Origin of the sequence: Algoriphagus winogradskyi, from assembly GCF_900182815.1 — a bacterium.
Taxonomy (GTDB): Bacteria; Bacteroidota; Bacteroidia; order Cytophagales; family Cyclobacteriaceae; genus Algoriphagus; species Algoriphagus winogradskyi.
The window spans coordinates 66809-92880 of record NZ_FXUA01000011.1 but is presented as its reverse complement, the minus strand read 5'-3'; the positions used below and the strand labels follow the sequence as shown (position 1 = coordinate 92880).

Annotated in this window: 25 protein-coding genes; 7 read left to right on the top strand and 18 right to left on the bottom strand. The window is 40.9% G+C overall.

Translation table 11 applies throughout. The annotated features are described in order from the left end of the window. Positions 1-102 precede the first annotated feature (102 nt). The 7 genes from QOL76_RS20655 to QOL76_RS20625 form a co-directional block, all read right to left on the bottom strand. Positions 103-336, bottom strand: coding sequence for an Imm27 family immunity protein (locus QOL76_RS20655; protein ID WP_149395154.1), 234 nt, complete (start codon positions 334-336; stop codon positions 103-105). Then, a complete protein-coding gene (locus QOL76_RS20650; protein WP_283414859.1) occupies positions 321-743 on the bottom strand; it encodes a contact-dependent growth inhibition system immunity protein in 423 nt (140 codons plus the stop codon). Before QOL76_RS20650 ends, QOL76_RS20655 begins: the two co-directional genes overlap by 16 nt. Before the next feature lie 97 nt (positions 744-840). After that, a complete protein-coding gene (locus QOL76_RS20645) occupies positions 841-1596 on the bottom strand; it encodes a DUF4304 domain-containing protein (RefSeq protein WP_283414858.1) in 756 nt (251 codons plus the stop codon). 153 nt (positions 1597-1749) lie between these two features. Then, positions 1750-2817, bottom strand: coding sequence for a hypothetical protein (locus QOL76_RS20640; RefSeq protein WP_283414857.1), 1068 nt, complete (start codon positions 2815-2817; stop codon positions 1750-1752). A gap of 398 nt (positions 2818-3215) precedes the next feature. Next, positions 3216-3965, bottom strand: a complete 750-nt coding sequence (locus tag QOL76_RS20635) for a succinate dehydrogenase/fumarate reductase iron-sulfur subunit (RefSeq protein ID WP_283414856.1) — start codon at positions 3963-3965, stop codon at positions 3216-3218. Positions 3966-3996: 31 nt separating this feature from the next. After that, complete coding sequence (locus tag QOL76_RS20630; protein ID WP_283414855.1) at positions 3997-5931, bottom strand: fumarate reductase/succinate dehydrogenase flavoprotein subunit; 1935 nt, start codon at positions 5929-5931, stop codon at positions 3997-3999. Positions 5932-5944: 13 nt separating this feature from the next. After that, the gene (locus tag QOL76_RS20625; protein WP_283414854.1) at positions 5945-6625 is read right to left on the bottom strand and encodes a succinate dehydrogenase cytochrome b subunit; all 681 of its coding nucleotides are present in this window, start codon (positions 6623-6625) and stop codon (positions 5945-5947) included. A gap of 299 nt (positions 6626-6924) precedes the next feature. On the opposite strand from QOL76_RS20625, the gene QOL76_RS20620 reads away from it, so the two are divergent. The 5 genes from QOL76_RS20620 to QOL76_RS20600 all read left to right on the top strand — a co-directional run bounded on the left by QOL76_RS20620 (position 6925) and on the right by QOL76_RS20600 (position 12076). After that, positions 6925-9702 (top strand): T9SS type B sorting domain-containing protein, encoded by a 2778-nt coding sequence (locus QOL76_RS20620; RefSeq protein WP_283414853.1) that lies wholly within the window; start codon positions 6925-6927, stop codon positions 9700-9702. Beyond that, positions 9702-10139, top strand: a complete 438-nt coding sequence (locus QOL76_RS20615) for a thiol-disulfide oxidoreductase DCC family protein (protein ID WP_283414852.1) — start codon at positions 9702-9704, stop codon at positions 10137-10139. The genes QOL76_RS20620 and QOL76_RS20615 overlap by 1 nt, the downstream gene beginning before the upstream one ends. A 71-nt stretch (positions 10140-10210) precedes the next feature. Then, positions 10211-11086, top strand: a complete 876-nt coding sequence (fabD, locus tag QOL76_RS20610) for an ACP S-malonyltransferase (protein ID WP_283414851.1) — start codon at positions 10211-10213, stop codon at positions 11084-11086. Between the two features lie 225 nt (positions 11087-11311). Next, positions 11312-11866, top strand: coding sequence for a DUF2975 domain-containing protein (locus QOL76_RS20605; protein WP_283414850.1), 555 nt, complete (start codon positions 11312-11314; stop codon positions 11864-11866). Positions 11867-11869: 3 nt separating this feature from the next. After that, positions 11870-12076, top strand: a complete 207-nt coding sequence (locus QOL76_RS20600; protein WP_283414849.1) for a helix-turn-helix domain-containing protein — start codon at positions 11870-11872, stop codon at positions 12074-12076. 87 nt (positions 12077-12163) lie between these two features. On the opposite strand, the gene folK is transcribed toward QOL76_RS20600, so the two are convergent. Next, positions 12164-12643, bottom strand: a complete 480-nt coding sequence (gene folK, locus QOL76_RS20595; protein ID WP_283414848.1) for a 2-amino-4-hydroxy-6-hydroxymethyldihydropteridine diphosphokinase — start codon at positions 12641-12643, stop codon at positions 12164-12166. 71 nt (positions 12644-12714) lie between these two features. Between folK and sppA the strand changes: the two genes are divergently transcribed. Further along, complete coding sequence (gene sppA, locus QOL76_RS20590) at positions 12715-14484, top strand: signal peptide peptidase SppA (protein WP_283414847.1); 1770 nt, start codon at positions 12715-12717, stop codon at positions 14482-14484. Between the two features lie 24 nt (positions 14485-14508). Here the strand turns inward: sppA and QOL76_RS20585 are convergent, their stop codons facing one another. Further along, the gene (locus QOL76_RS20585) at positions 14509-15402 is read right to left on the bottom strand and encodes a flavin reductase family protein (protein WP_283414846.1); all 894 of its coding nucleotides are present in this window, start codon (positions 15400-15402) and stop codon (positions 14509-14511) included. Positions 15403-15593: 191 nt separating this feature from the next. Between QOL76_RS20585 and QOL76_RS20580 the strand changes: the two genes are divergently transcribed. Next, positions 15594-16454, top strand: coding sequence for an endonuclease/exonuclease/phosphatase family protein (locus QOL76_RS20580; RefSeq protein ID WP_283414845.1), 861 nt, complete (start codon positions 15594-15596; stop codon positions 16452-16454). Between the two features lie 77 nt (positions 16455-16531). Here the strand turns inward: QOL76_RS20580 and QOL76_RS20575 are convergent, their stop codons facing one another. The 9 genes from QOL76_RS20575 to QOL76_RS20535 form a co-directional block, all read right to left on the bottom strand. Next, entirely contained in the window at positions 16532-17731 is a 1200-nt protein-coding gene (locus tag QOL76_RS20575; protein ID WP_283414844.1) for a phosphoglycerate kinase, read from the bottom strand. A gap of 122 nt (positions 17732-17853) precedes the next feature. Continuing rightward, positions 17854-18819 carry an L-threonylcarbamoyladenylate synthase gene (locus tag QOL76_RS20570; protein ID WP_283414843.1) on the bottom strand — a complete coding sequence of 322 codons (966 nt, stop codon included), beginning with the start codon at positions 18817-18819 and terminating at the stop codon, positions 17854-17856. A gap of 1 nt (position 18820) precedes the next feature. Beyond that, a complete protein-coding gene (locus QOL76_RS20565; RefSeq protein ID WP_377919266.1) occupies positions 18821-19534 on the bottom strand; it encodes a tetratricopeptide repeat protein in 714 nt (237 codons plus the stop codon). Between the two features lie 41 nt (positions 19535-19575). Further along, positions 19576-20013, bottom strand: coding sequence for an acyl-CoA thioesterase (locus tag QOL76_RS20560; protein ID WP_283414842.1), 438 nt, complete (start codon positions 20011-20013; stop codon positions 19576-19578). After that, entirely contained in the window at positions 20013-20564 is a 552-nt protein-coding gene (locus tag QOL76_RS20555; protein ID WP_283414861.1) for an NUDIX hydrolase, read from the bottom strand. The genes QOL76_RS20560 and QOL76_RS20555 overlap by 1 nt, the downstream gene beginning before the upstream one ends. After that, positions 20557-21159 carry a hypothetical protein gene (locus QOL76_RS20550; RefSeq protein ID WP_283414841.1) on the bottom strand — a complete coding sequence of 201 codons (603 nt, stop codon included), beginning with the start codon at positions 21157-21159 and terminating at the stop codon, positions 20557-20559. Before QOL76_RS20550 ends, QOL76_RS20555 begins: the two co-directional genes overlap by 8 nt. Next, on the bottom strand, positions 21152-23074 hold the full coding sequence (locus tag QOL76_RS20545; protein WP_283414840.1) for a RecQ family ATP-dependent DNA helicase: 1923 nt from the start codon (positions 23072-23074) through the stop codon (positions 21152-21154). The genes QOL76_RS20550 and QOL76_RS20545 overlap by 8 nt, the downstream gene beginning before the upstream one ends. Beyond that, positions 23075-23848, bottom strand: coding sequence for an enoyl-CoA hydratase/isomerase family protein (locus tag QOL76_RS20540; protein ID WP_283414839.1), 774 nt, complete (start codon positions 23846-23848; stop codon positions 23075-23077). A 62-nt stretch (positions 23849-23910) separates the two neighbouring features. Beyond that, positions 23911-25755 carry a ComEC/Rec2 family competence protein gene (locus tag QOL76_RS20535; protein WP_283414838.1) on the bottom strand — a complete coding sequence of 615 codons (1845 nt, stop codon included), beginning with the start codon at positions 25753-25755 and terminating at the stop codon, positions 23911-23913. Positions 25756-26072: the final 317 nt, after the last annotated feature.

Here is a 26072-nt window from a genome sequence, read left to right as displayed (position 1 = left end):
ATCCTGACTCAATGCCCATAAGAACTTCTCCGGTTCCGTGCAACAGCGGTTTCATTGTTCGTGCTACGCACGCAACGAAAACCTAGTTGTTGGCACACGTTTTTATTTTTTTATTCTGGTCAGTTTTGGAGGTCCACCGCCATGTAAATGACTTTCAGGATAAGTTAATTCCCAAACACTGCCATTTAAATGCTGATAGCGTTTTGTCCATCCATCTTCACTAATTTCAATTTCTGTCAAGTCTTTGTTAATCATTGATTCGATCAATTCACAATTTGAATCAGCGACAACTTTACCATCCTTAAAGACCCATTTCCCAATTAGTTCTTTTTCCATTGTTTGTAGGATTTTAGTAAGTCAGGTTCTCGTTCATTGAGTAATTCTTCGTTGTCCGAGATTATAGCTTCAAGTTCTTTAGTTAGCTTAGGTTCAAGATTCCAAAACTCTATTTCGCTGGTCAACACAGCTTTTAATAAGTCTCCTTCATAATAATCACCTTCAGCCAGTATGTCCTGTCTCAATTTCTCGAGAGAAAGAGGTATCAAAAACTTAAGTCCAATATTTTGACCAATCATTATTCTAAGGTCCTCTATTTCGAAATCCTTGAGTGGCTTTTTCCTGAGTTGGTGACAAGTCTTGACTAAATGGCTTTCATAATCTGGTTTGCCCCAATAGTCCTTTTCTAAATTTTCTAAAGACTTCTCTCGCCAATTATTTTCATATTTCGTCTCTGTCGTTTTCAAGGATAATTTCGGTTCTTTTAAATGTTGCACAACGTTTTGCAGCTTGCCGAAGGCGGGGCTTTCGGAGCACCATCTGTCAAGCTACCACTAATGTTTATTAATTGCCGAAAAGTTTCTGTAACCACGTCCGCCCCGCTTTTGGCAAGGTGCTGTTATGGGGCGTAATTTTCAGCTCTACGTTTTTTCTTTTTGCAAAGTCCTCAAGTCTACCAACCCATTCTTTATTTACTGTCGGCTCAGATTCGGTTCTAATAATTTCTCCATTCTTTGTGTGAATCTCGCTTACACTTGGCTTTGGTGTCAATGCTTCATTATATAATTTATTCCAAAATATTTCCGCTTTGTCACGTTGTCCATATCGTTCTAAAATCAAAAACTTGCCTATGGGACTTGTAAGAGGTTCATACTTCCATTCAAAGAATTCTAGCCATTTCTTGGGGTCCGAATACTTTTCATAAAAAGGAACTGCAAAAGTTTCAAGGTCATGATTAATTTGTTCTTTGAGTTTTAATAAGTCAGTACGCTTATTCAAGTCATACCATTTGTCGCCTTTGTTCATTAAGTGTCCAAGTCGTAGCCTGATTTCGCAGTCATATTCTTTTGGAAACTTTGGAAGTTCTTTATTGTAAATTTCAGAATAGGTTTCTTTGTCAATTAGTCCAAGATTAAAGACAAAAGTCTTGTCGTCTTTAGAGTTCCATTGGCTTTGCTGAACATTAAAGGCTTGTCCGATTTCGTTTATTTCTCTGTAGAAATTATTTCCGTTTTTTTTAAAGCCAAGTCTTTGGAAAATAGGCGCAACTACTTCCTTTACTAAAGTTTCAAATTCTATTTTAAAGTCTCGGTCTGTCATTTCTTATTATGCCCCATAACGTTCTGCCGGTAAGGTGTCGTAGGCGTTGCGTCGCATTAAGTTTTGTTTGGAAAGATACAAAAAAGCGGCCTGCGTTCCTATCCCCGTGGTACGACATAGCCTATGCACTTTACCGGCTGTTGTAGCCAGTTTTTATTCCTTGAAAATGTACAATCGTATTTCGTTTATGTTACTAAAATTGAATAAGTAGGCATTTATGTTGTCATCACTTTTCCATTTTGTTTTTCGTCTACCGCTATCTTCTGTCTCATTGGATATCGGTTCCCCCAAGAACTTGCTGATTTCAGTTAATACGAAATCATACTTCTCCTTAAAAGCTTTGTTTTTATCTTCTGAATCTGAGTTTGTGGAAATTGGGAAGTCGCTTTCCTTAAATTCTTTCCAACCATACGAAACTACCTTCACCGACTTTTCCTTTTTCGTGTAGAAATAATTAACAGTTCCATCAAAATATGGACATTCCAATCTTCGATAGCTGATAGGATTGCCAAAGGTGAAATTATTATTATTCGGATAAATACTCTCACCTAAACCCCAATTATTTCCAAGTGAGATATCCTCTGTTTTTAAAGAATCTTCAAATTGTATCAATTTATTTAACTCAAATAGGTTATCGTTCTTTAATCCGTTTATTGTTAAGTTAGAGTGCTTAATGAACAGTTCATTACCATACTTAATATTGAAATCTTTATTTTTTATGCATGAAGAATCAATTTGAGGTTCAAAAACAAACTCTTCAGGTTCAGGTGCTGCGGTGAAATCAGAGAATTGGACATACTCAATCATATAAGGCCACAGTTCAGTTGAAGGTACATTCGGAAGCAAATCAACAACAGAGGTCTTAATCGGTTTTCTTTTTTGAGGAACTTTAATTTTGAGTTTATAACTAATCGACTTATCAAGTCCGTTCTGAATCAACAAAATGGTATTAGTCCTGCTACCAAATTTTCCTCTTGTCAATATTCCTTGTATTTGGTTCTTCAAAGAAACACTATCCAAATAATTTCTTGCATTAGACCATTCAATTTCTGTAGAAAATGGCTCTTTAGATACTATCTTAAATTTATATGTTAATGAATCCTCCGTTTGTAATTCTAAAGTAAACTTCGTATTCATTTCAATTACATTATCGGCTTTATCTTTCTGTCCAAATAAATGAATAGAAAGTAGAATGAATACTATTGTCAATATATTTCTCATAATCGTGTATGGTTATCTGTCTCGTTAAATTGGCTACAACGAGTCGCTATACGAAACTAGTTTCGTTTATTTTTCATATATCCTAATGACACCGCGATTAATCAAACCTTCGTGCTTAACCTGTCATTTCTATCCCAAAATAAGCTAATTATTACTCTTTGGCACTCAAGTCAAGTCCGTTCAGCTAGTTCTGCTTCAATTTAAATAAAAACCTGTCTGACAACCCTCTCATTTATTCCCATTCCAAAGAACTACACCAGCTTCTTCAGAAACGCAGCAGTTGCGCATATATTTCTATACAGCAGATATACGAAATAGAAAACATTACCAAATGTCCCCAAAACCAAAAAAAGCCGACTATCGCCGGCTTTTTTATTCTTTATGAATTCGTAATTCAATTAGACATTTTCGCTTTTCACTGAAGCAGAGAAATACTCTCTGTTCATTCGAGCGATATTTGTCAGGCTGATTCCTTTAGGACATTCTGCTTCGCAAGCACCTGTGTTGGTACAAGCTCCAAAACCTTCGGCATCCATTTGAGCCACCATCTTCTCTGCTCTGGACATACGTTCCACCTGACCTTGAGGAAGCATTGCCAGCTGAGAGATTTTCGCAGAGGTGAATAGCATCGCAGAAGCATTCTTACAGGCTGCCACGCAGGCTCCACATCCAATACAAGTAGCAGAATCGAAAGCCTCATCCGCGATTCTCTTTGGAATAGGTATCTCATTCGCATCAGGAACACCACCGGTGTTCACAGACACATAGCCTCCCGCCTGGATGATTCTATCGAAAGAACCACGGTCGACCACCAAATCCTTCACCACCGGGAATGCCGCAGCTCTCCAAGGCTCGATTGTGATGGTATCTCCATCAGAGAAGGAACGCATGTGAAGCTGACAGGTAGTCGTCTGCTTAGGGCCATGCGGATGACCATTGATATATAAAGAGCACATTCCACAGATACCTTCACGGCAATCGTGATCAAAGTGCACTGGATCTTCTCCTTTGACAGCAAGTTCCTCATTCAAAACATCCATCATCTCTAGGAATGACATGTCAGTGGAAATTCCATCTATAGGATAGGTGACAAATGCGCCTTTATCGCTGGCGTTTTTCTGTCTCCATATTTTTAATGTCAGTTTCATACTAATATAGTTATGAATTAAAGTCTTGAATTTATTTGTAGGATCTCTGAGTCAACTTCACGTTTTCGAACACCAATGGTTCTTTATTCAATTCTTCAGGCGTATTTTCACCTTTGAATGCCCAAGCTGCTACGTAAGCATAGTTCTCATCATCTCTAAGAGCTTCTCCTTCCGGGGTTTGAGATTCTGTTCTGAAGTGACCGCCACAAGACTCATTTCTATTGAGCGCGTCATCAATCATCAATTCTCCCAACTCTAAGAAATCAGCAACTCGGCTAGCTTTCTCCAAGGTCTGGTTCAATTCTTCATTTGCACCTAACACTTTCACATCTTTCCAGAATTCCTTTCTAAGCTCCTGAATCATCCCTTTAGCCTTAGTCAAACCTTCTGCATTTCTAGCCATACCGCAGTATTCCCACATGATATGTCCTAGAGCTTTATGGAAGTGATCAACAGTTTTGGCACCGTTGATAGACAATAGCTTTTGGATGGCATCTTTCACGCCTTTTTCTGCTTTCGCAAATTCAGGATGATTGGTATCCACAGGTGCTGGTCCAATTTGAGCCAAATAATCTCCGATAGTATAAGGCACTACAAAGTATCCATCTGCCAGACCTTGCATCAAAGCGGAAGCTCCCAGTCTGTTTGCTCCGTGATCTGAGAAGTTTGCCTCTCCTAGGGAGTAAAGCCCAGGAACGGTAGTAGATAGGTTATAATCAACCCAAAGTCCACCCATAGTATAGTGAACCGCTGGATATATTTTCATTGGAGTCTGGTAAGGATTCTCACCGGTGATCTGCTGATACATATCAAACAAGTTGCCGTATCTCGCTCGGATCGCATCCTCGCTGTCACGATTGATAGCATCTCGGAAATCAAGGAAAACTGCTTGACCCGTCTCATTTACGCCGCGACCTTCGTCACAGACGTCTTTCGCATTTCTGGAAGCTACATCACGAGGAACCAAGTTACCAAATGAAGGATACTTTCTCTCCAAGTAGTAATCCCTATCCTCCTCCTTGATATCTCTAGGTTTGATTTCTCCTTTGCGAAGCTTTTGCGCCAGCTCTACAGTCTTTGGTACCCACACTCGACCGTCATTTCTCAGTGATTCAGACATCAAGGTCAGCTTGGACTGATGGTCTCCTGATACCGGGATACAAGTCGGGTGAATCTGCGTGTAGCAAGGATTGGCGAAGTAAGCTCCTTTTTTGTGAGCTCTCCAAGCCGCCGTTACATTCGATCCCATCGCATTGGTAGATAGGAAAAATACGTTTCCGTAGCCACCAGTACATAGCAAGACCGCATGAGCTGCGTGAGTTTCGATTTTACCAGTAATCAGATTTCTGGTCACTATACCTCTAGCATGTCCATCGATAGTCACGACGTCCATCATTTCGGTACGAGGATAAAGTTTCACTTTACCATTAGCTACCTGACGGCTCAATGCAGAATATGCGCCTAAAAGCAACTGCTGTCCCGTTTGGCCCCTAGCATAGAAAGTCCTGGACACCTGCGCTCCACCAAATGAACGGTTGGCTAGCAATCCACCATATTCTCTGGCGAAAGGAACTCCCTGCGCCACACACTGGTCAATGATATTTACAGAAACTTCTGCAAGACGGTACACATTGGATTCACGGGAACGATAATCTCCACCTTTGATGGTATCGTAAAATAGTCTGAATACCGAGTCACCGTCATTTTGATAATTTTTGGCAGCATTGATCCCGCCTTGTGCTGCGATAGAGTGCGCACGACGCGGGCTATCCTGGAAGCAAAATGCTTTCACTTTATAGCCAAGTTCTGCCAGAGAAGCAGCCGCTGAGGCTCCAGCAAGACCGGTACCTACTACGATTACTTCGTATTTTCTTTTGTTTGCTGGGTTTACCAGCTTACTGTTAAACTTATGTTTAGTCCACTTTTCGGCTAAAGGTCCGATTGGGGATTTTGAATCTAGTATCATAGGGGACTATAGATTAGCTCTGTGTGAAATAGATATAAACTGGCATGCTGGCAAAAAGAATTGGCACCAGGATGCAATAGATTTTTCCGATCACCGAGATGGCTGGGGAATATTTCGCATGGTTCAAACCTAGGGTCTGAAATGCACTGGCAAAGCCATGAGAAAGGTGGAAGGCCAAGAAAACCATCGCTACTACGTATCCGATTACCATTAGCTCGTTTTGAAATGCAAAGGTCACAATACTGAAAAGATCTTTGTATTGCTCTCCGTCATAGGTAACCACCGGAAGATCTCCCCAGTGCATCTGAGCCCAAAAGCTTTGCATGTGAACCACGATAAAGATCAGAATGATCGTACCCAAGATGCCCATGTTGCGGGAAGAAACTGTAGTAGATGGCGGAGTGGATACGCCATAGCCAATCGGACGTGCAGATTTATTTCTCTTGGACAGCCATATAGAAAATATAACATGACCAATAATGGAAATATAGGTCAAGTAAGAAAGAAGTTTTACTGCGGGATTCGTCGTCATGAATTTGGCATAAATATTAAATGCCTCACCCCCATCACCCTTGAATAACAGTAAATTACCCGAAACGTGACCTGTCAAAAACAGGATCAGGAAAAGTCCGGTCAGCGCCATGATCAGTTTCCTGCCTATTGTGCTACTCAAGGTTTTTGTAACCCAGCTCATACAATTTTTGCGATTAGATTAAAACGAAATCTTTGATTAATTGTGCCAAATTTACATTTGGAACAACTAGCAAACAATCTATTCAAAAACACTTCTCTTATTTTAATCAGTTCTAAATAGACTTCAACCTTTGAAGAATTTGCTGGATGTATAACTATATGTAGAGATTTAATGTTTGATTTTGCGGGGATTTTCTACTTACTTCTATTTAATTCGTATAGGAACAGAAAGTAAGTTAAAACCTTAGAACAGGATAAATTCGTACATTCTATTTCTCCTTAAAAATGAACTTGACCATTATGAAGCTGAAAATCACCCTTGGACTTTTTTTACTCTTCCTAATTGCGGGAATTTCTGAAGCTTGGGCAACACACATTAGAGCTGGAGAAATCATTGCTGAGCGGGTGTCTGTTCAAAATTTGACTTATAAAATCACAGTAGTTGGATACACCGATACTCGATCTAATGTGATCTTTGGGCCTGGAGAAATTGATTTTGGAGATGGGAGAGTCACTGAATTAAACACGGAAAGTGATATATCTATTGTAACGCCATTAGGGAATCAAATTGAAAAAAATGAATTTATAATAACACATACCTTCCAAGGTCCCGGAACTTATACCATTCGATTTCAGGAATTCAACCGAAATGACAAAACATTAAATATGGATAACTCGGTGGATACGCCTTTTTATGTGGAAACTACCATCACCATTGATCCCTTTATTGGGGTAAATAATTCTCCTGTTTTGACAATTCCTCCAGTGGATAATGGAGCAGTGAATGTGAGATACATCCACAATCCAGGTGCTTACGATCCAGATGGAGATAGTTTGGCTTATGTAATGGATATTCCAAAGCAAGCATTTCAGCGTCCAGTTAACAACTACAGAAGCCCAGCTTCTCCAGAGTTCAGCTTCAATCAAGAAGATGGCACTACCCCAGCATTTTTAAGATTAGATCCAATAACGGGAGATTTGATTTGGGACGCTCCTGGTACCGCGGGACAATTTAATGTGGCATTTAGGATTAACGAATATAGAAAGCTCAACGGAAAATTTGAGCTTATCGGAAGTGTAGTACGGGATATGCAGATCATCATCGAAAACTCAAATAATAGAAGACCTGAGTTGATTTTACCTCCCGACCTGTGCGTGGTAGCCGGGACGAAAATAGAAGAAATTATTCAAGGCCAAGATCCTGATGGAGATCCAATCAAAATTGAAGTCTTTGGGGAGCCTATAGAAATAACCACCTCTCCAGCGATTTACTCCCCAGAGAGTGAATTCCAGCCTACTCCCGGAGTAGTTAATTTCGACTGGCAAACTGTCTGTAATCATGTGCGAGCAAGGGAATATGAAGTCCGTGTAAGAATCACGGACGATCCAAGTTCTGGTCCAGCCTTAGTAGACATTAAAACGTGGCGTATCAAAGTGGTCGGTCCGCCTCCAGTTTTTGATGAAATAGAACAAATGCCTGGTAGAGAAGTAGAGTTGAACTGGGACCCTTACGCCTGTGCCAACTCATCCAACGAGATGCAGATTTGGAGAAGGATAAACTCTGACCCTTATCTGCCAGATAGCTGTGAAACTGGAATAAGAGCGGGTTATGAACTAATAGGCACTACCACGATGCAAACGCTAGACTTCCTTGATACCAACGGCGGAGAAGGTTTGGCACCTGGAAACACCTATTGCTATAGATTAGTAGCAGCCTACCCAGAACCTAGGCTGGGCGAAAGCATAGTCTCAGATGAGATTTGCGTCACAATCGATGTGGATGTACCTATCATCACAAATGTCAGTGTAGAAGAAACTGACCCTACTGCTGGCGAGATATTTGTAAAATGGACCCCTCCGTATGACATAGACAAAGTACAATTCCCGGGGCCATATAGTTACGAGCTTTTGCGAAGCACAGGATTCACAGGAGATGCAGGACAAGTCTCTTTGGGAATTACATCGGATACGCTATTCACCGATACAGGATTAAATACCCAAAACCTGGTTTACAATTACGAGGTAGTTCTTCTGGATAGAAACACAAAAATCGACACCTCTTCTAAAGCTTCATCCGTTTGGACGGATTTGACCATAATCAATGAGGCAATTGAAGTTAATTGGGAATTCACTGTCCCTTGGAACAATGCTGTAAGCGAGTACAGACATGAGGTATATAGAAATCGAACAGATGCAGCGGCTGCGGATGATGCTACTTTTGTAAAAATAGCTGATGTGGATGTGACATCTGACGGTTTCAGCTATTTAGATGATGGTAGCTTCAACGGAATTCCGCTTCAGAAAGAATTGGAATACTGCTATTACGTTATTACTAAAGGATCGTATAATGTAGCCGGACTAGTATATCCTCTTGAAAACAAATCTCAAATAGCATGTGCTAAGCCTGATGATAATCGCCTTCCATGTCCACCGGTATTAACTTTCGAAGGACCTGAATGCACTGAATACCTCGCAGAAGTCCCTTGCAATAATGCTACCTATAAGCATGATTTAAGCTGGGCACCTGATTTCACAGGAGATTGTGATGATGAGCTGAGCGGGTATAAACTTTACTTTACGCCTGACGGAGAATCTGGTCAATTTGAATTAGTGGCGGAATTATCTTCTTTAGACCTAGAAACTACTATTTCCAATCTACCGAACTATAGAGGATGTTATTACATCACTGCTGTAGATCGATCAGGAAATGAATCTGAGCCTAGCAATATAGTCTGCGTAGACAACTGCCCAAGCTATAATCTACCAAATGCCTTTACTCCAAATGGAGATGGATTTAATGAAACATTCATGGCTTTTGACAATCCATTTACGCAATGCCCACGGTTTGTTTTAGGAGTTGATATTTTGATAGTCAATCGCTGGGGCGTAGAAGTTTTCTCCTATAATAGCTTGGAAAGCAATGAAAATGATATTTATATCAGATGGGATGGCACAGATAAAAATGGAAATGAGTTGCCGGCTGGAACCTATTATTATTCAGGCAATGTAGTTTTTGACGTTCTCGATCCTGCGAAAAAAGAGCAGACTCTAAAAGGAACGATTCAACTTCTTCGATAATGTCAGCCAAATCCATCATCTTCTTTGATGGAGTATGCAACTTATGTAATACTTCCATTGATTTTGTAATCCAACGCGATAATAAAGATCACTTCTTGGTAGGAGCACTGCAGGAGGATTTGAGTAGGCAAATACTTTCCAAATTTGAGGTTCGAGAAGATTATTTAGACTCAATTGTGCTTTTAGAAAAGGGGGAAATCTATTACAAAAGTACTGCTGCGCTTAAAATCGCAAGAAACCTCTCTGGACTCTGGCCGGCTTTGTATGCTCTTATTTTAATACCCAAATTTCTTCGGGACCCTATCTACGATTGGATTGGAGCAAACCGGTATCGGTGGTTTGGCAAGAAAAACACCTGTAGACTGGCTAGTCCTGAGGAAAAAGCTAAATTCCTGTCCCAAGAAAATCTTGAGCAAACCGGTTTTGCTGGGTTGTAATATCGGGCTTTACTAGCAAACCGACATTTGGGAAAAGACTTATATTTGCCCCGAACAAAAAACACCAATTAATGAAGGCATTTGTTTTTCCGGGCCAAGGCGCCCAATTCCCAGGAATGGGAAAAGCACTTTATGAAGAAAGTACCGAAGCAAAAGAATTATTTGAAAGAGCAAATGAGATCTTGGGTTTCCGCATTACAGACATTATGTTCGACGGGACTGCAGAGGAACTCAAGCAAACTAACGTAACTCAACCTGCTGTATTTCTTCATTCTGTAATTTTAGCCAAAACAACTCCTGATTTTGCACCTGACATGGTAGCAGGTCATTCTTTGGGCGAACTTTCAGCATTAGTAGCCAATGGCACACTTGCTTTTGAAGACGGGCTGAAATTGGTTTACCAAAGAGCCCTTGCCATGCAGGAAGCTTGTGAAATCAACCCATCGACCATGGCTGCTATTTTGGGTCTAGCCGATGAAAAAGTAGAAGAAATCTGTGCGAGCATTTCCGAAGAAGTAGTCGTAGCAGCAAACTATAACTGTCCTGGTCAATTAGTGATTTCCGGTTCGAATAAAGGCATCGAAATCGCATGCGAAAAGATGAAAGAAGCTGGAGCTAAGCGTGCATTACCACTACCTGTAGGGGGAGCATTCCATTCTCCCTTGATGGAGCCAGCTCGTGAAAAATTGCAGACAGCTATAGAAGCAACCACTTTCCATACGCCTAGCTGCCCTGTTTACCAAAATGTGAGCACCACGGCAGTTACTGAAATATCAGAAATTAAAGCCAATCTAATAGCACAACTCACTGCTCCTGTAAAATGGACACAATCTGTCCAAAACATGGTTGCAGATGGCGCTACCGAGTTTGTGGAATGCGGTCCGGGAAAAGTACTTCAAGGCCTTGTAAAAAAGATCCATCCTGAAGCTGAAGTTTCAGGTCTTTAACTGCAAACACATCGATTCCATAGGATAAGTGGTCGTAGATTAAAAGTATATACACCAAAGGTTCAAGCTTTCACAGGCTTGAACCTTTTTTTATGACTTTAGTGTACATCGCCTTTGGCGGTAAAACTATCAACGGATTGAAAAATAAATTTCCTTTGATCGCTAATTATTTATTGTTTATCAATAATTTTTTACTGTTATTTACCGAATCAAACGTAAATAAATATGGAAACCAAACTTAATGCGAATAAGACTTTGAAAATCTTGCACGTCATGGCATGGATTTTTTACATCGCTTTGATGGTGGAAGCTGGCGCTATCATCGTCAACACATTTATAACCTTATTTATCAATCCTGAGGGAGCCAAAAATTTCTGGGAGAAAGTGGACTTCACTGCTATTTATAATTTTGACTCTGGACATTTTCTAATTCTTACGCTTGTAATGAGTATTGTTGCAGTACTGAAAATTCTCCTTTTTCATCAAATTATTAAGCTTTTTTCCAATAAGACCCTTTCATTTTCACAGCCTTTCACCTCTGAGCTGAAAAAATTCATGTTGAATTTCACCTATCTGGCATTTGCCATCGGCCTATTTTCAAATTGCGGAGCAAATTTCTACCATTGGCTTACTACCCAGGGCATTCCAGCTATTGATATGAAAAAGCTTCATTTGGAGGGGGGAGATGTGTGGATTTTCATGTCTGTACTATTTTTCATTGCCGTCCAAGTGGTAAAAAAAGGGATTGAAATACAATCCGAAAACGAACTCACTGTCTAGACTATGCCGATTATTGTAAACCTCGACGTCATGATGGCAAAGCGGAAAATGTCATTAAATGAACTTTCGGATAAAGTAGGATTAACCTTATCCAACCTCTCAATTCTAAAAACAGGCAAGGCGAAGGCTATCCGCTTTAGTACCTTGGAAGCCATTTGCCAGGCTCTAGATTGTCAGCCTGGAGATATTTTGGAATTCCTAGAAGATTGATTCTGAATATTATACCCCAGACTATCTGCTTATGAGCAATTATTTATTGCCCATGCAAAGTGCCTCGGCTACTTTGAACTCTAAACTTTAGAACTCTTTCACTTCACTTTTATCTCTACATTCCTTTAGCATCTGCAGACTACTTTTCCCCGTAATAGGATGAATAAAATCAGGTAAAATCTCAGCTAATGGGATGAGTACAAACTTCCGTTCGGACAAATATGGATGTGGAATTTCCAATTCCACTGCTTCGATCACTTGACCGCCAAAATAAATAATATCAATATCCATCGTCCGATCTCCCCAGTGTTCGTCCCTTTTCCTTCCAAGAACTATCTCGATTTTCTGAATAAAATTTAAGATTTCAAAAGGTGAATATGTCGTTTCAATTTCAACAATTTGATTCAAAAAAGGGCCTTTAGCCACTCCCCCCCAAGCTTCTGTTTCGTAAACTTTCGACTTCGCTGTCACTTCACCTAATTCCGAAACAGCCTTTACAGCCGACGTCAGAAGTGCATTTCTATCTCCTTTATTTCCTCCTAAAATTAAAACTGCTTTTTTGAACATTCTTCTCCAGTAATTGCTTTTGTAAACATGGCCCAAATTAGGTTATTTTGGGCCTTCAAATAATTTAGCTTATGAAATTCTTAGGAAATGTACTGGCTGTAATCGTCGGTCTTTTTGTTTTCAGTATACTCGGTGTGCTTCTAATGTTTGGCTTGATAGGCATTGCCGTGTCTTCAAGTTCAGATAAAGAAGTATCAGTAAGTGAAAACACAGTTTTGCACTTGGATCTTAATGGTAGATCTATTGTAGAGAGAACGTCAGAGGATGACTTGGACCTTTCCATGTTAGGAAATCCATTTGGCCAGGAGTTCAGCGCAGGACTAATCAACCTTAAAAAAGCCATTGGTGAAGCCAAAACCAATGAAAACATAAAAGGGATCTACCTTAACACTGGCCTAGTAATAGCTGGACAGGCAAATCTGCATGAGCTTCGTGAAGCCTTAGTAGACTTTAAAACTTCCGGCAAGTTCATTGTTGCCTACGATGAAGCTTATTCAGAAGGTGGGTATTACATTGCTTCTGTAGCTGATGAGACATACTTGAACCCTATAGGGGGAATGGACTTTAATGGCTTTTCTTCTGAAGGAATCTTCTTTAAAGGACTTTTTGAGAAAATAGGGGTACAACCAGAAATATTCCGGGTAGGCGAATTCAAATCAGCTGTAGAACCTTTTATCCTTGAGAAAAGCAGTCCTGAATCCAGGCTTCAAACTCAGTCGTTTCTTGATGATATGAATCAATTTGCACTTCAAGGAGTATCTGAGTCTAGGGGTATACCCTTCGATAGCTTGAAAAAAATCAATAATATGATGTTGGTTCGCAAGCCTGAAGACGCCGTTTCTTATGGATTGGTGACAGAGTTACTTTACATGGACCAAGTACTTTCTAAAATGAAGGAAAAGCTTGGTATCGACGAAGACGATGACATCAAAACGATCAACGCTACTGACTTGAGTAAATTAGCTAAGTCTAAAAACCTTACATCTTCTAATAGAATCGCTGTGATCATAGCCGAAGGCGAGATAGTAGGAGGAAATGCCGATGGTGTCATCAGCTCAGAAAAGTTCGCCAAAGAGATTAGAAAAGCACGCAAAGATGATAATATCAAAGCAATCGTACTTCGGGTGAATTCTCCTGGAGGATCGGTCGTTGCTTCAGAAGTGATTTGGAGAGAGATGGCAGAGGCTAAAAAGGCCAAGCCTGTTTACGTGTCCATGGGTGAAGTAGCCGCTTCTGGCGGTTATTATATCTCTGCACCAGCTGATACCATCGTGGCACAGCCAAATACTATTACAGGTTCTATTGGCATTTTCGGCATGATGTTCAATGCCCAAGAGCTGCTAAATGAGCATTTAGGAATTACTACAGATGTTGTAAAAACAGGTGAGCTTTCAGATTTCATGAATCCTACCAGACCAATGACTGAAGTGGAGAGAAACATCATCCAAAACACTATAGAAGATGGGTATGATACTTTCGTCAAAAGGGTATCCGAAGGTAGAGGGATGTCCCCAGAAGCTGTAAAAGAAGTAGCTTCAGGAAGAGTCTGGACGGGAAATCAGGCTAAAGAACGTGGATTAGTAGATGTACTAGGAGGACTGAATACTACAATTGAACTTGCAGCGGCGAGAATTGGTGCAGGAGATGATTATCGTGTTGTATATTACCCTACTAAAAAACCATGGTTTGAAACTATCATGGAGGACCTAGGGAACAATGTTCAAATCAAAATCCTTCAGAGTAAGTTGGGATCTAACTACGCTATTTACAAGCAAGTTGAAAAACTAAAATCCTATGAAGGCATTCAAGTAAGAATGCCACAGGAATTCATTATAAAATAAAAAAAGCGGCCTAGGCCGCTTTTTTTATGTCTTTTGCAACAAAATCAACCAGGCCCGATCTACTTCATCTTCATCCAGTGCTTCTTTCGCTAAAAGATGTAAGTGATCTATCAAAGAATCTGGATCATTTTTAAAGCGGACTCGCATATCTTGAATCTCTGCACTTTTCCCAAATTCCGCAACCTCTACTTCGCTAGGTAATGCTTCTACATTCCCTAATCTTCCCAAATTATTCCCACTCAGGATTGCGCTATTTCTTACCTCTGCTGGCATTTGGTCAATTCCAATTCCTAGGTTCCTTAGCGGCTTAGGGATCTGAAAGAGGGAAGCACCACTGGCACGGCTATACCAATTCCCACCTAATCGTGCTACAGCATCTAGTTTATTAGGATCTATCACACCTGCCTCATCAAAAATGGCTTCATTTACATGAGCCGCCAGCACCTCACAGATCACAATACTTCCAGCACCTCCACTTTCTCCAAGTGACTTCACTTCATTCACCTTGCACTCAAAGGACACATGGGCTTCTTTTATCCGAGGCGGTTTCACTTCATTTGATACCACTTGCGTAAACCCCGCTTTTTCAAATTCATTCACTCCCTTTTCATACTCAGTACTAGCCAAGGACATTTGCTCCACCATCCCAAAATGTACGATGTGAATCACTACTTCAGGAACTTCCAAAATATTTTCAAGCGTATGTTTAGTAGTGTTATTCCTCATTCGCCTCAAGGGAGAAAAAATTAGAATTGGTGGCTGAGAACTTACCAAATTAAAGAAACTAAAGGGGCTTAGGTTTACATTTCCAGCCTTATCGATAGTGCTGACAAATGCAATTGGTCTTGGCGCCACAGCGCCTTGCATCAAGCCATAAAATTCTTGGGTACTTAGGTCTTTGGGATAAAAGGTTTTCATGTGTTTACAATTATTTTCTTATTTGTCATATGCTTAACTGTAGCCGGATTTGCAGTTTCGGATATTGAAATTTATTTTCTTATCAGTAGCTTAAAGCTTGCCTTTCTATCAGGCAGACTAGGTTTCATTTGATGAAATTATGATTCAATTTTAAATACATAAACCATTTCGAACGAATAAGTTCTAAAATCATGACAAGAACCCTGAAAAGTTTACTAAAAACCAGCCTATTCCTGGTGATACCACTAATGGGAATGAGTTCGATTTCCGATGCCCAAACCCACAATTTTGCTACGTTCAATATAAGGTATGCAAACCCAAATGATGTTGGAAATCTCTGGGCAGATCGCCTTCCACATGTAGCAAGCCTGATCCAATTTCATCAAATTGAATTGGTTGGAGTGCAAGAAGCATTAAATACCCAACTCTTGGATCTGACCAGAGAACTCGGTTATTCCTACATTGGTGTCGGCCGGGATGACGGAACAGAAAAAGGTGAATATGCGGCTATTCTCTATAATCCTGAGAAGTTTGAGATTTTGGATCAAGGCACTTTTTGGCTTTCGCCAACTCCTGAGAAGCCAAGTAAAGGTTGGGATGCAGCGTTAAATAGAATCTGCACTTGGGGCAAATTCAAGGATATGAGAGGAAAAATTTTCTACGTTTTTAATATTCATTACGATCATATCGGTCAGCAGGCACGTGAAGAAAGCAGCAAACTGGTAATGGCTCAGGTATCTCTGATAAACAAGGAAAATGCGCCCGCAATTTTGATGGGTGATTTCAACGTCCGACCTGACAATGCGGCCTATTCTACCATCACTTCCAACCCTGATTGGCAGGATGCCAGGTTAATTTCCGAAATCCCTAGCTATGGCCCAGCTGGATCATTTACCAGTTTTGACTGGGGGAAAATGCCTGATGGAATCATCGATCATGTTTTTGTGAAAGGTGATCTCAAAGTAATAAGACATGGAATACTGACTGATAACTATGGCAAAAAGTATCCATCGGATCACTTTCCTGTGTTGGTTGAAGTAGTTTGGAAATAATTCACTTATTGATTTAAAGTAAAAAAGGCCGTCAGAATTTGATTCTGACGGCCTTTCGCTTTATGGCTTATTTAGTATCACGGCTCCAAAGCCGCAACTCCTGGAAGCACTTTGCCTTCCATGTGCTCTAGCAATGCGCCTCCGCCTGTAGAGACGAAAGAAACATCATCTGCATAGCCAAATTTATTGACTGCAGCAGCGGAGTCTCCGCCACCGATAAGAGAGAAAGCACCAGCTTTAGTAGCAGCTACAACTGCTTCAGCGATGGCCTTTGTCCCTTTATCAAAAGAAGACATTTCGAAAACCCCCATTGGGCCATTCCAAAGTACAGTCTTGGATTTCATGATTTCTGCTGCAAAAAGCTCAGCCGTTTTTGGACCAATATCCAATCCCATCCAGCCGTCAGGAATCTCGCCTTTATTCGCTAATCCTTGTTCTGCATCGTTTGCAAAAGCCTTGGAAATAACCGTATCAACTGGAAGAATCAAATTCACTCCTTTCGCTTTTGCTGTCTCCATCAATTCCAATACGAAATCAAGTTTGTCAGCTTCCAAAAGTGAATCACCGATAGTCCCACCTTGCGCTTTGGCAAAGGTATAAGACATTCCTCCACCAATAATCAGTGTATCTACTTTGTTCAGTAATTGCTCGATGATCAAAATCTTATCAGCGATTTTCGCACCGCCCATAATTGCCGTGTACGGTCTCTCAGCATTACCAAGAACTTTATCAGCGTTTTTCAACTCGGAAAGCATCAGGTATCCACAAACCTTATCGTTGAAAAACTGTGCAATCACAGCCGTAGAAGCATGCGCTCTGTGTGCTGTGCCAAAGGCATCATTCACATATACATCTCCAAGTTTAGAAAGCTTTTCTGCAAAGTCCTTATCGCCCTTTTCTTCTTCCTTGTGAAATCTAAGGTTTTCCAAAAGCAAAACTTCGCCTGGTTTTAGGCCTTCAGCAATCATTTCGGCTTCTCTTCCAATGCAGTCAGGAGAAAATTTCACGGGTTTATCAAGTGCTTTTTCTAGCGCTAAAACAATGTTCTTAAGAGAAAATTTATCTTCAGGACCAGATTTAGGTCTGCCTAGATGGGACATCAATATCACAGATCCGCCATCATTCAATATTTTATTGATCGTAGGTAGTGCAGCCTGAATACGAGTGTCGTCAGTTACACTCAACATGTCGTCCAAAGGCACGTTGAAATCCACTCTAACGAGTGCTTTCTTGCCTTCAAAACTTAGATTATCTACATTTTTGATTCTAGAGTTCATAGTAAGGTTAATAGCTTTTGATTAATTAAATAAATAAAAATCAGGTGTGAATTTATCAAAGATTACGGCAAAAATCGACTTTCGCCTGTGATCAATTTGCGAAGAAGTATCGGAAAGAAATTTTATCCTTTCGTTGCAGCCCGCTTCAGGCGGTCATTTATGGCTTTTCCCAAACCTTCCTCAGGCATCAATTCTGCCAAAATCACGGAAGCATTAGACGCGTCCAACGTTCGCATCGCAGCAAAGAGATTCGTAGCCGCCTCTTTCAAATCTCCTTTGGTACTTAGAGCAATTTGGTTTCCAGTTGGAATAGCAGGAAAGGATTGAGCTAGAGAAAGTACCGCAAAGTCAATTCCCTGCCTTTTGCGCTCAGCAATCAATTCTTCCAGGTTACCTAATATAAAAGGCTTCGTAGGTGCGTAGTGGCTCTCTAAAAGACCAGGAGACTGAGGATTGGAGGAGCTATGACTTTTCACAGTCACTTCCCCCACAATACGTTCAATTTCCGAAATTTCTAACCCCCCAAGCCGATAAACCACAATTTCGTTTTCTTCCATTCCTACTATAGTACTCTCCAAGCCTACCCTGCATTTTCCTCCATCCAAAATATAAGAAATCCTTTCTCCCAACTGAGCATCCACGTGCTGTGGGGAAGTAGGACTAATGTATCCAAATGGGTTTGCACTCGGCGCTGCTAGAGGGAAATCTAACTGAGAGAGTAATTCTAAAGTCAAGGAATGATCAGGAACACGAATTGCAACTCGTTCCAAACCTGAAGTAACTATGTCAGGAATAGTGTTTTTCCTGGAAAGAAGCAAAGTCAAAGGACCTGGCCAGAATTGCTCGGCAAGTTTTCGGAGCGGATCAGGAATGTCAATTACATAGTTCTCTGCTACGTCAAGAGAAGGAATATGAACAATCAAGGGGTCAAAACTTGGGCGGTTTTTCGTCTCAAAAATCGATGCTACCGCTACAGGATTCAGCGCATTTCCTGCCAAACCATAAACGGTCTCGGTAGGAATAGCAACCAACTCACCTGCATCAAGGACTCTTTTTGCTTGCGATATGTTCTGCCCAATCACTGCCATCTTATTCGCAGAAATCGTCTATCCAAGTTTTAGCTTCAGTGTATCCAAGTTGAAGTGCCATCTTTAGATCTGCACAACCTTCTTCTTTTTCAGATTCTCCCAAAGCGGACATTCTTGTCACGCCAAGTAAATAATAAGCGGCGCCATTCTTACCATCTAAATTGATGGCATCAGTTAAGGCTTTCATTGCATTGGCGGGATCATTATTTCCTAAAAGTGCTTTTCCACGATTGAAGTGAACAAGCGCTTGGTTTGGCTCTACTTTAAGTGCTTGGTCAAAATCGAGTAGTGCATCTTCGTATTCCTCCAAGCCTAACAAAGCCAGTCCACGGTTGTAGTAAATATCTGTTTGAGATGGATCAAGCAAAGTAGCCATGTTGTAATCAGACACTGCATTTTTAAAGTTCTCCAGTTTCAAATTGGCATTTCCACGGTTGAACCATGCCTTATAGTTAGCGGAATCCGCCTGAATTGAAGCTGTAAAAACAGGAACTGCTTCTTCAAATTTTTCTTCCTGAAAAAGTGCTGCTCCTTTTGCATTCAGAGCTAGTGCATTTTCTGGATTGATCTCAAGCGCTCGGTCAAAAAGCGTAATTGCTCCACTCCAATTTTGAGCATCCATTTGAAGGATTCCCTCTTGTACCAATTCCTCTTCACTTGGGCTACAGCCCATCAATCCTGCCAATAGCAAGGTAATTATCCAAAGTTTTTTCACAGCTTAAATTTTGCGCAAAGATAAGGATTGCGTCTTTGAAATCAGGAATTGGACTGAAGTTTTGCCCTATAGTTTTCTGGAAGCGGCATGGGCTTCATCGATTTCATATCTACAGAGACCAGTATGCATTTACTTTTTGCAAATGTATAATGCTCTCCAGTCTTCGTTTCTCCCACCAAATATTGCTCTAAATCGAAGGAGGAATTTCCAATTCTACTGCATTTCACCAAGGCTTTGAGAGTATCATCTACATGAATTGGCCGGAAATAATCCATTTCAATTCGGCCGACCACACAGCCTATTTTCATAATATCCCATTGACAAACCTGCTCCAAGAAAACCGCTCTGGCATGTTCGAAGTAATTGAAATACACCCCATTATTGACATGCATGTAGCCGTCAATGTCTGAGAATCTAATCTGAATAGGTAAGGAAAATGTGATCTCGCGCTCTAACTGCGCAGGGTCAAACTTAATCATCAAAGAAGAATTTCTGATTTACTGGTTTTCTCAAGCATTCGTAGAATAGAAGGATTGTAACCGATCACATCCTGAACTGAGTCAAATGCTACCCAAGCCAAAGAAATACTCTCATCGCTTTTAATCAATGGCTCATATAAGTCCGCTTCCAAAATATAGCGCACATCGTAGTGAAAATGCTCAGGTACATGTGGACGCTCTGGAATAATATGCTTGTCCAAGTCAAAAATCGTTTTGTCCACAAACTCCAGACTCTTCAATCCACTTTCCTCCTCAGCTTCCTTCATGGCTACTTCCAATAAATCCTCATTTCCATCCGCATGCCCACCTAGCTGAAGCCATCTGCCGAGTTTGCGGTGAAGTGTAAGCAAAGTATGCGTACGCTTGCGGTTCACTATCCAAGCAGAAGCTGTGAAATGGCCTTCCAAGCGGGCTCTTTCATAAGCAAGCGGATCTTCCGTCAAATCCAAAAAACATTGAATAAAACTCGCCTCTTCCTCATATGGTGTCCGATATCTGCCTAGTTGCTCTTTTAATGTAATTCTATCCATCATTTGTTGCTTCAAATATGTGATCAAGAAATTGATCGAAAGGTTCTGGATCCTGGTATAGCCTATCCGAATAAAACGTCGCTAGCACCTTGAGGTAATTGGGCTGGTTATTTACGGTGATTTTCTCTATAGCAATATTGCCAAATAACTGAGAACTCAACTCATTCTTGCCAAGTGCTTTGAGCGGAGGTTTGAAATAATACTTATCAGTGATTTTCACCTGCTCGTTTATTTCTTCCATTTTCCTATCCAAACTCACTTGCCTATATCCCAAAGCTAGAACACGCTGCGCAAAAGCCAAGAAAAGCAAGGAAAATGTTTGCTCATCTAATGGATCATCATAAGTTATGGCAAAACCTCTAGCGTACTTAGAATCCAAAATATGAATCTGCGGGCGCTCTTCAATCTGGATAGTTTTGAAATGATACGACTTGGCAATCCTGGCTATCAACTCTTTACCTTCATTAGAGTCCATCCATTTTCTCGCATCTTCGATCTCCAACTCCTTGTGCACAATATTTTCCTTGTGCGTCATAGGAGTCCTTTCCGAAGACTTAAATACTTTGTTGAATAAATCGTCAAGAAAATTACTCATGAGTTGAAATTACATAGTTGCCAGACCTCGCTTGTGTAATATATCCCTGATCCTGCAAAATGCGCAATACACGAAGATTTTTTTGAGAGGCAGGAAGCCTAATACGTTCAAAGATCTCCTTCTCAGACAACTCGCCAGTGCTGCTTAAAGTTTCCAGAATTTTATTTTTAAGCTTATTCTCAGCCTTTTCCGGGTCATTTGCCTTACGGTTTGCGATGCAAACATCACACACTCCGCATTCATGATCTGTGCTTTCACCAAAGTATTCCTGAATGAATTGTGTCCGACAAAGTTCATTTTGCTGACCATACGCAACCATGCTTTTAGCCTTTTCCAAAGTCAATGCTCTTCGAAGTTCTATTCGTTTGAAATTTAGCGGCAATTTCCCAGCGTCATAACGTGGCGTCAAAAAGGTAATCTGAGGCTTATCCTTGCGCTGATCATACACCATCACCTCCAATTGCTCCAATTGCTTCAGTGATTTGATCACCTCACTTTCATAAAGATTCAGTGACTTGGCAAGTTTAGCTTCCTGAATTTTGATGTATTCGGAAAAGACATTCCCACCGTAGGTCCGCATGATGATTTTTACCACAGGATCCAGCTTTGCGTAAGCAATCTGAATCTCATACAAGCGGGATGGATCCACTGTGAAATGAATTTTAGAGGGAGAATAATAGCTTTCACTCAAACCTATAAAACCTTCCTCTTCCAATAATTTCAGTGCATAAAAAGTCTCCAAAACCCCCAGTTCATAGGTATTCGCAAACTCACTCCACTCAAAATCATAACTGCTCAGCATATTGCTACCAACAGCAATTCGGTAATAATTAGCAAGGCACTGGTAAACCCTTTTTACAAAATCCAGTGGAGGATAAACCAAGGCAGCACGTTTGAGTATAGTCTCGAAATCCTGATTATTGACAAGTAAAACCCCATATGCTTTCGCTTCATCTCGACCTGCCCTGCCAGCTTCCTGGTAGTAATTCTCTACATTTTCCGGCAAATCGCTATGAATAACCACCCGGACATCTGGCTTGTCAATCCCCATCCCAAATGCATTGGTACTGACCATCACACGCACTTCATTATTCATCCAAGCTTCTTGACGCTTCGCACGATCCAGCATGGACAAGCCAGCATGATAAGCTAAAGCAGAGATCCCTAATTGGCTCAATGCCTTCGCAATTTGATGTGTTCCTTGTCTATTCCTCACATACCAGATCGCAGTCCCTTCGATTCTGCTGAGTATTTCCAGCCCTTTTTCTAGTTTGTTTTCTACTAGGCGAACCGAGTAACTAAGGTTTTTCCTGGCAAAACTTTGATGGAATTCTGCCGGCTTTTTCATCTCCAGCTTCTCTATGATATCCGCACAAACCTGCGGAGTAGCCGAAGCTGTCAGTGCCAAAACCGGGACTTTCGGGTGATAAGGTCGTATCAGAGCAATCTCCAAATATGGCGGGCGGAAATCATAGCCCCATTGGGAAATACAATGCGCCTCATCCACTGCGATCAGATTGATTTTCATTTGCCGAAAACGCTCCACAAAGAGTTCCGCCTTCAATCGTTCGGGAGATACGTATAGGAATTTGTAGTCTCCATAGATGCAGTTGTCCAGTGTACGGTCAATCTCCCGATAACTCATCCCGGAATAAATCGCTGCTGCCTTAATCCCTTTCGCCTTTAACCCATCCACCTGATCTTTCATTAAGGCTATCAGCGGACTCACAACAAGGCAAATTCCATCCTGCGTCAGCGCTGGAATCTGATAGCAAAGTGACTTTCCTCCTCCTGTTGGCAAAAGCGCAAGGGTGTCCTTTCCAGTCAGAACTGACTCGATAATTTCTTTCTGAACCGGCCGAAAATCAGCATGTCCAAATACTTGATGGAGGATTTCTGTAGCCCGATTCAGCATTTACCAAGCTGGCGTATTTTTAGTTAAGAAAGCAGCAATACCTTTCTTGCAGTCCTCATGAGCTCGAGCTTTGGCGTTAGTTTCAGCAGCTAGCTCTAGAGATTTATTTCTGCTTTCTTGGTTTAGCTCCCGCAAAAGAGATTTGGTTTTGCCCATTGCGTAAGCGGAATTTTGAGAAATAAGCTTAGTAGCGAATTCCATCACATATTTCCCCAAAAACTCTGCTGGCTCCACTCCTGTAATCAAACCGAGTTCTGCAGCTTTGCTGGCAGTAATAAACTCTCCGGAAAGTAATAGTTCCTGGGTTTTGGCAGCACCAATTTGCTCTTGCAAAAAGACAGAAACCAATGCTGGCACAAAGCCAATGCGCACTTCAGTATATCCGAAAAGCGCATCCGGCACAGCAAAAGCAAAATCACAAACAGTCGCCAGACCACAACCTCCAGCCAAGGCATGGCCTTGTACCTCTGCTATCACGATTTTGGGAAGACAGTAAATCAAATTAAACAAGTCCATCAATCTACGGCTATCTTCCAGATTTTCTTCATAGGAGAAATCTTGCAGCTGCTGCAAATAGGCCAAATCTGCACCAGCACAGAATGCTTTTCCAGTAGATCGAAGCACAATGATTTTCACCTTCTCGTTGGCATTCATTTCTTCGAAAGCTTGATGAAGTCCCGCAATCAGCGCTGGACTAAGGGCATTTCGCTTTTCTGGCCTATTCAGGGTAATAATTCCTATTTTATCAGTGATCTCTGTAAGTACAGCGCTCATTTGTATTTCAATTTGGGTTTGGGATCAAGTTAGTTTCAATAGCATGCATTGCAAAATCAAAGTCAGAAAAGTATTCTGTACGCTAAGGAATCAACCACTAACATATCTTTAGTCTGCATCGCAACCCATTGACCTTCTGACCAACTATAAATTAATTTTGGAGGAGCTAGAAACCAGAGCTTTTTATGTGTTGGATCAAAGGTAAAACCGGCGCTAATGAATTCTAGTTTCCCAGAATCTAGCTCCTGTGCGATTAATGAAGTTGGAAATTGAGCTAATTGATTATGAATTCGATTGGGCTCCACAGAATAGCTGATCTCTCCTCCATCCAAACCTTGATTCCAGGAATAAGTTTCTCCAGAAACAGAAAAATCAAGCAACTGAGATTTCTTGCCTTGATAAATAATCAGTTCTCTGGAAGGTTTTTGAAGTTCGGAATAGAATCGAAAACCAGCCCACAAAAATAAAATGCTCAAACCTATCCAAGTCAACTTTCTTTTCGAACCAAACTCCCACGCCGCAATAATCAGAAGCATTCCCCACACCACAAGCATTCCGGCAAAATCAATGGTAAGCCTATCTAATTTCCCTCCGGGAATCACTCGTATAGCTTCAGCAATCCAATTTTGAAGCCAGATCAACCAGCTTAAAACCCAACCTAACACTTCACCTAATAAAGGAATCCATCCAAGCATCATCAACGGAACACCGACTTGCATGATCACAAAAGCTAGCGGAAGTATCAGGAGATTACCTAGCAAAAAGTAAGTTGGGAAGACATGAAAGTAATAAATAGAAAGAGGAAAAGTCACCAACTGTGCAGCTACACTCACAGAAGTGAGTTGCCAGATATATTCCAAAACTTTATGCCTCGGCAACCATAGATTCAAAATCAAAGGCTGAATCATCACTATGCCTAGCACTGCTAGATACGAAAGCTGAAAGCCGACTTCATAGATCACATGTGGATTGATCGTAATCATCAAAATTGCCGAGAAAGCAAGAATATTATAAATAGAAGGTTCCCGCTCCCGCATCTGCCCAAAAGTCAATAAGGAAAACATGGTAGCTGCACGAACAACCGAAGGCGACAATCCCGTCAAAAAAGCATACAGCCAAATGATCAAAATCACGAATAATAAATAGACCCTAGCCTTCTCCTTTTTCATCTTAAGAGGCTTCAGAATCAAAATAAACAGTGCGTAAATAATACCCACATGCAGCCCTGAAACTGCCAAGATATGCATCACGCCAGCTTGGGTATAAGCTTCCCGGATTGTCGGATCAAGCTCCTTTTTCTGACCTAATAGCAAGGCTAAAGCAATTTGAGCAGAATTCTCATCGGGAATTTTAGATTTGAGCATCTCGCCGATTTCGTGTCTCAAACGCACCAAAAAGTAGTCAAAAACGCTAGTCCTCGCAGAATCAACTACCTGATAGTTCTTGCCTAAAAACTGGCGAAAGTGAATCCCCTGCCTCTCCAAATACTGTCTATAATCAAACTCTAAGGGGTTGAGCGGAGAAGGAATTTGCTCCGGTTTTTTCTTGACCAGAAGAACTTGCCCCGGCTCAAGTCCTTGCTCATTTTGGTGATAAATCAAGACTTTAACCTGAGCATCCTTCCATACCCTGTCGACTAAAATCGATTTGACCGCCAACAGGTTTTCAAACGAATTGGGTTTCTGCTGATCGTATAACGTCACCTCAGCGAGATAGCTGTCTGAATGAAGTATCTCTGTATTGAAATCAGTTTGAGCCAGCCTATTTTGAACCAGTAAAGCACCAAATACTAGTAAGGCTACATAAGCTAAATAACTGGACTGAAACTTAGACTTACCCTTTTCTAGCTTTACCATCACAATCAAATATCCTAACCATAGCAGGCTAAGAGCGAGAGCCAGTGACATTAAACTGGGTGACCAATTTGATTGGCCAATAAAAACCCCTATCAAAATGAATGGCAGGTACCGTAAAAATGGAAAGTCAGCAAATCTCATCTTCAAAAAATTAAAGAATTAATTTACTTTATTTTTTTTGAAAAATACAGAAGGAAAATAATCCAGCGTTTATGTATCACTCGTTTTCAAACAGCATAAATCCTTTAATTGGCGCATTCTCTTTTTGATTACTTTGCTGTTGGTAAAATCATTATTCACCGCAAAGAAACAAATGGCACAAGGTTTCAACCATTAAAGAATAAGGACTTTTTTCACAGGGTATTTTG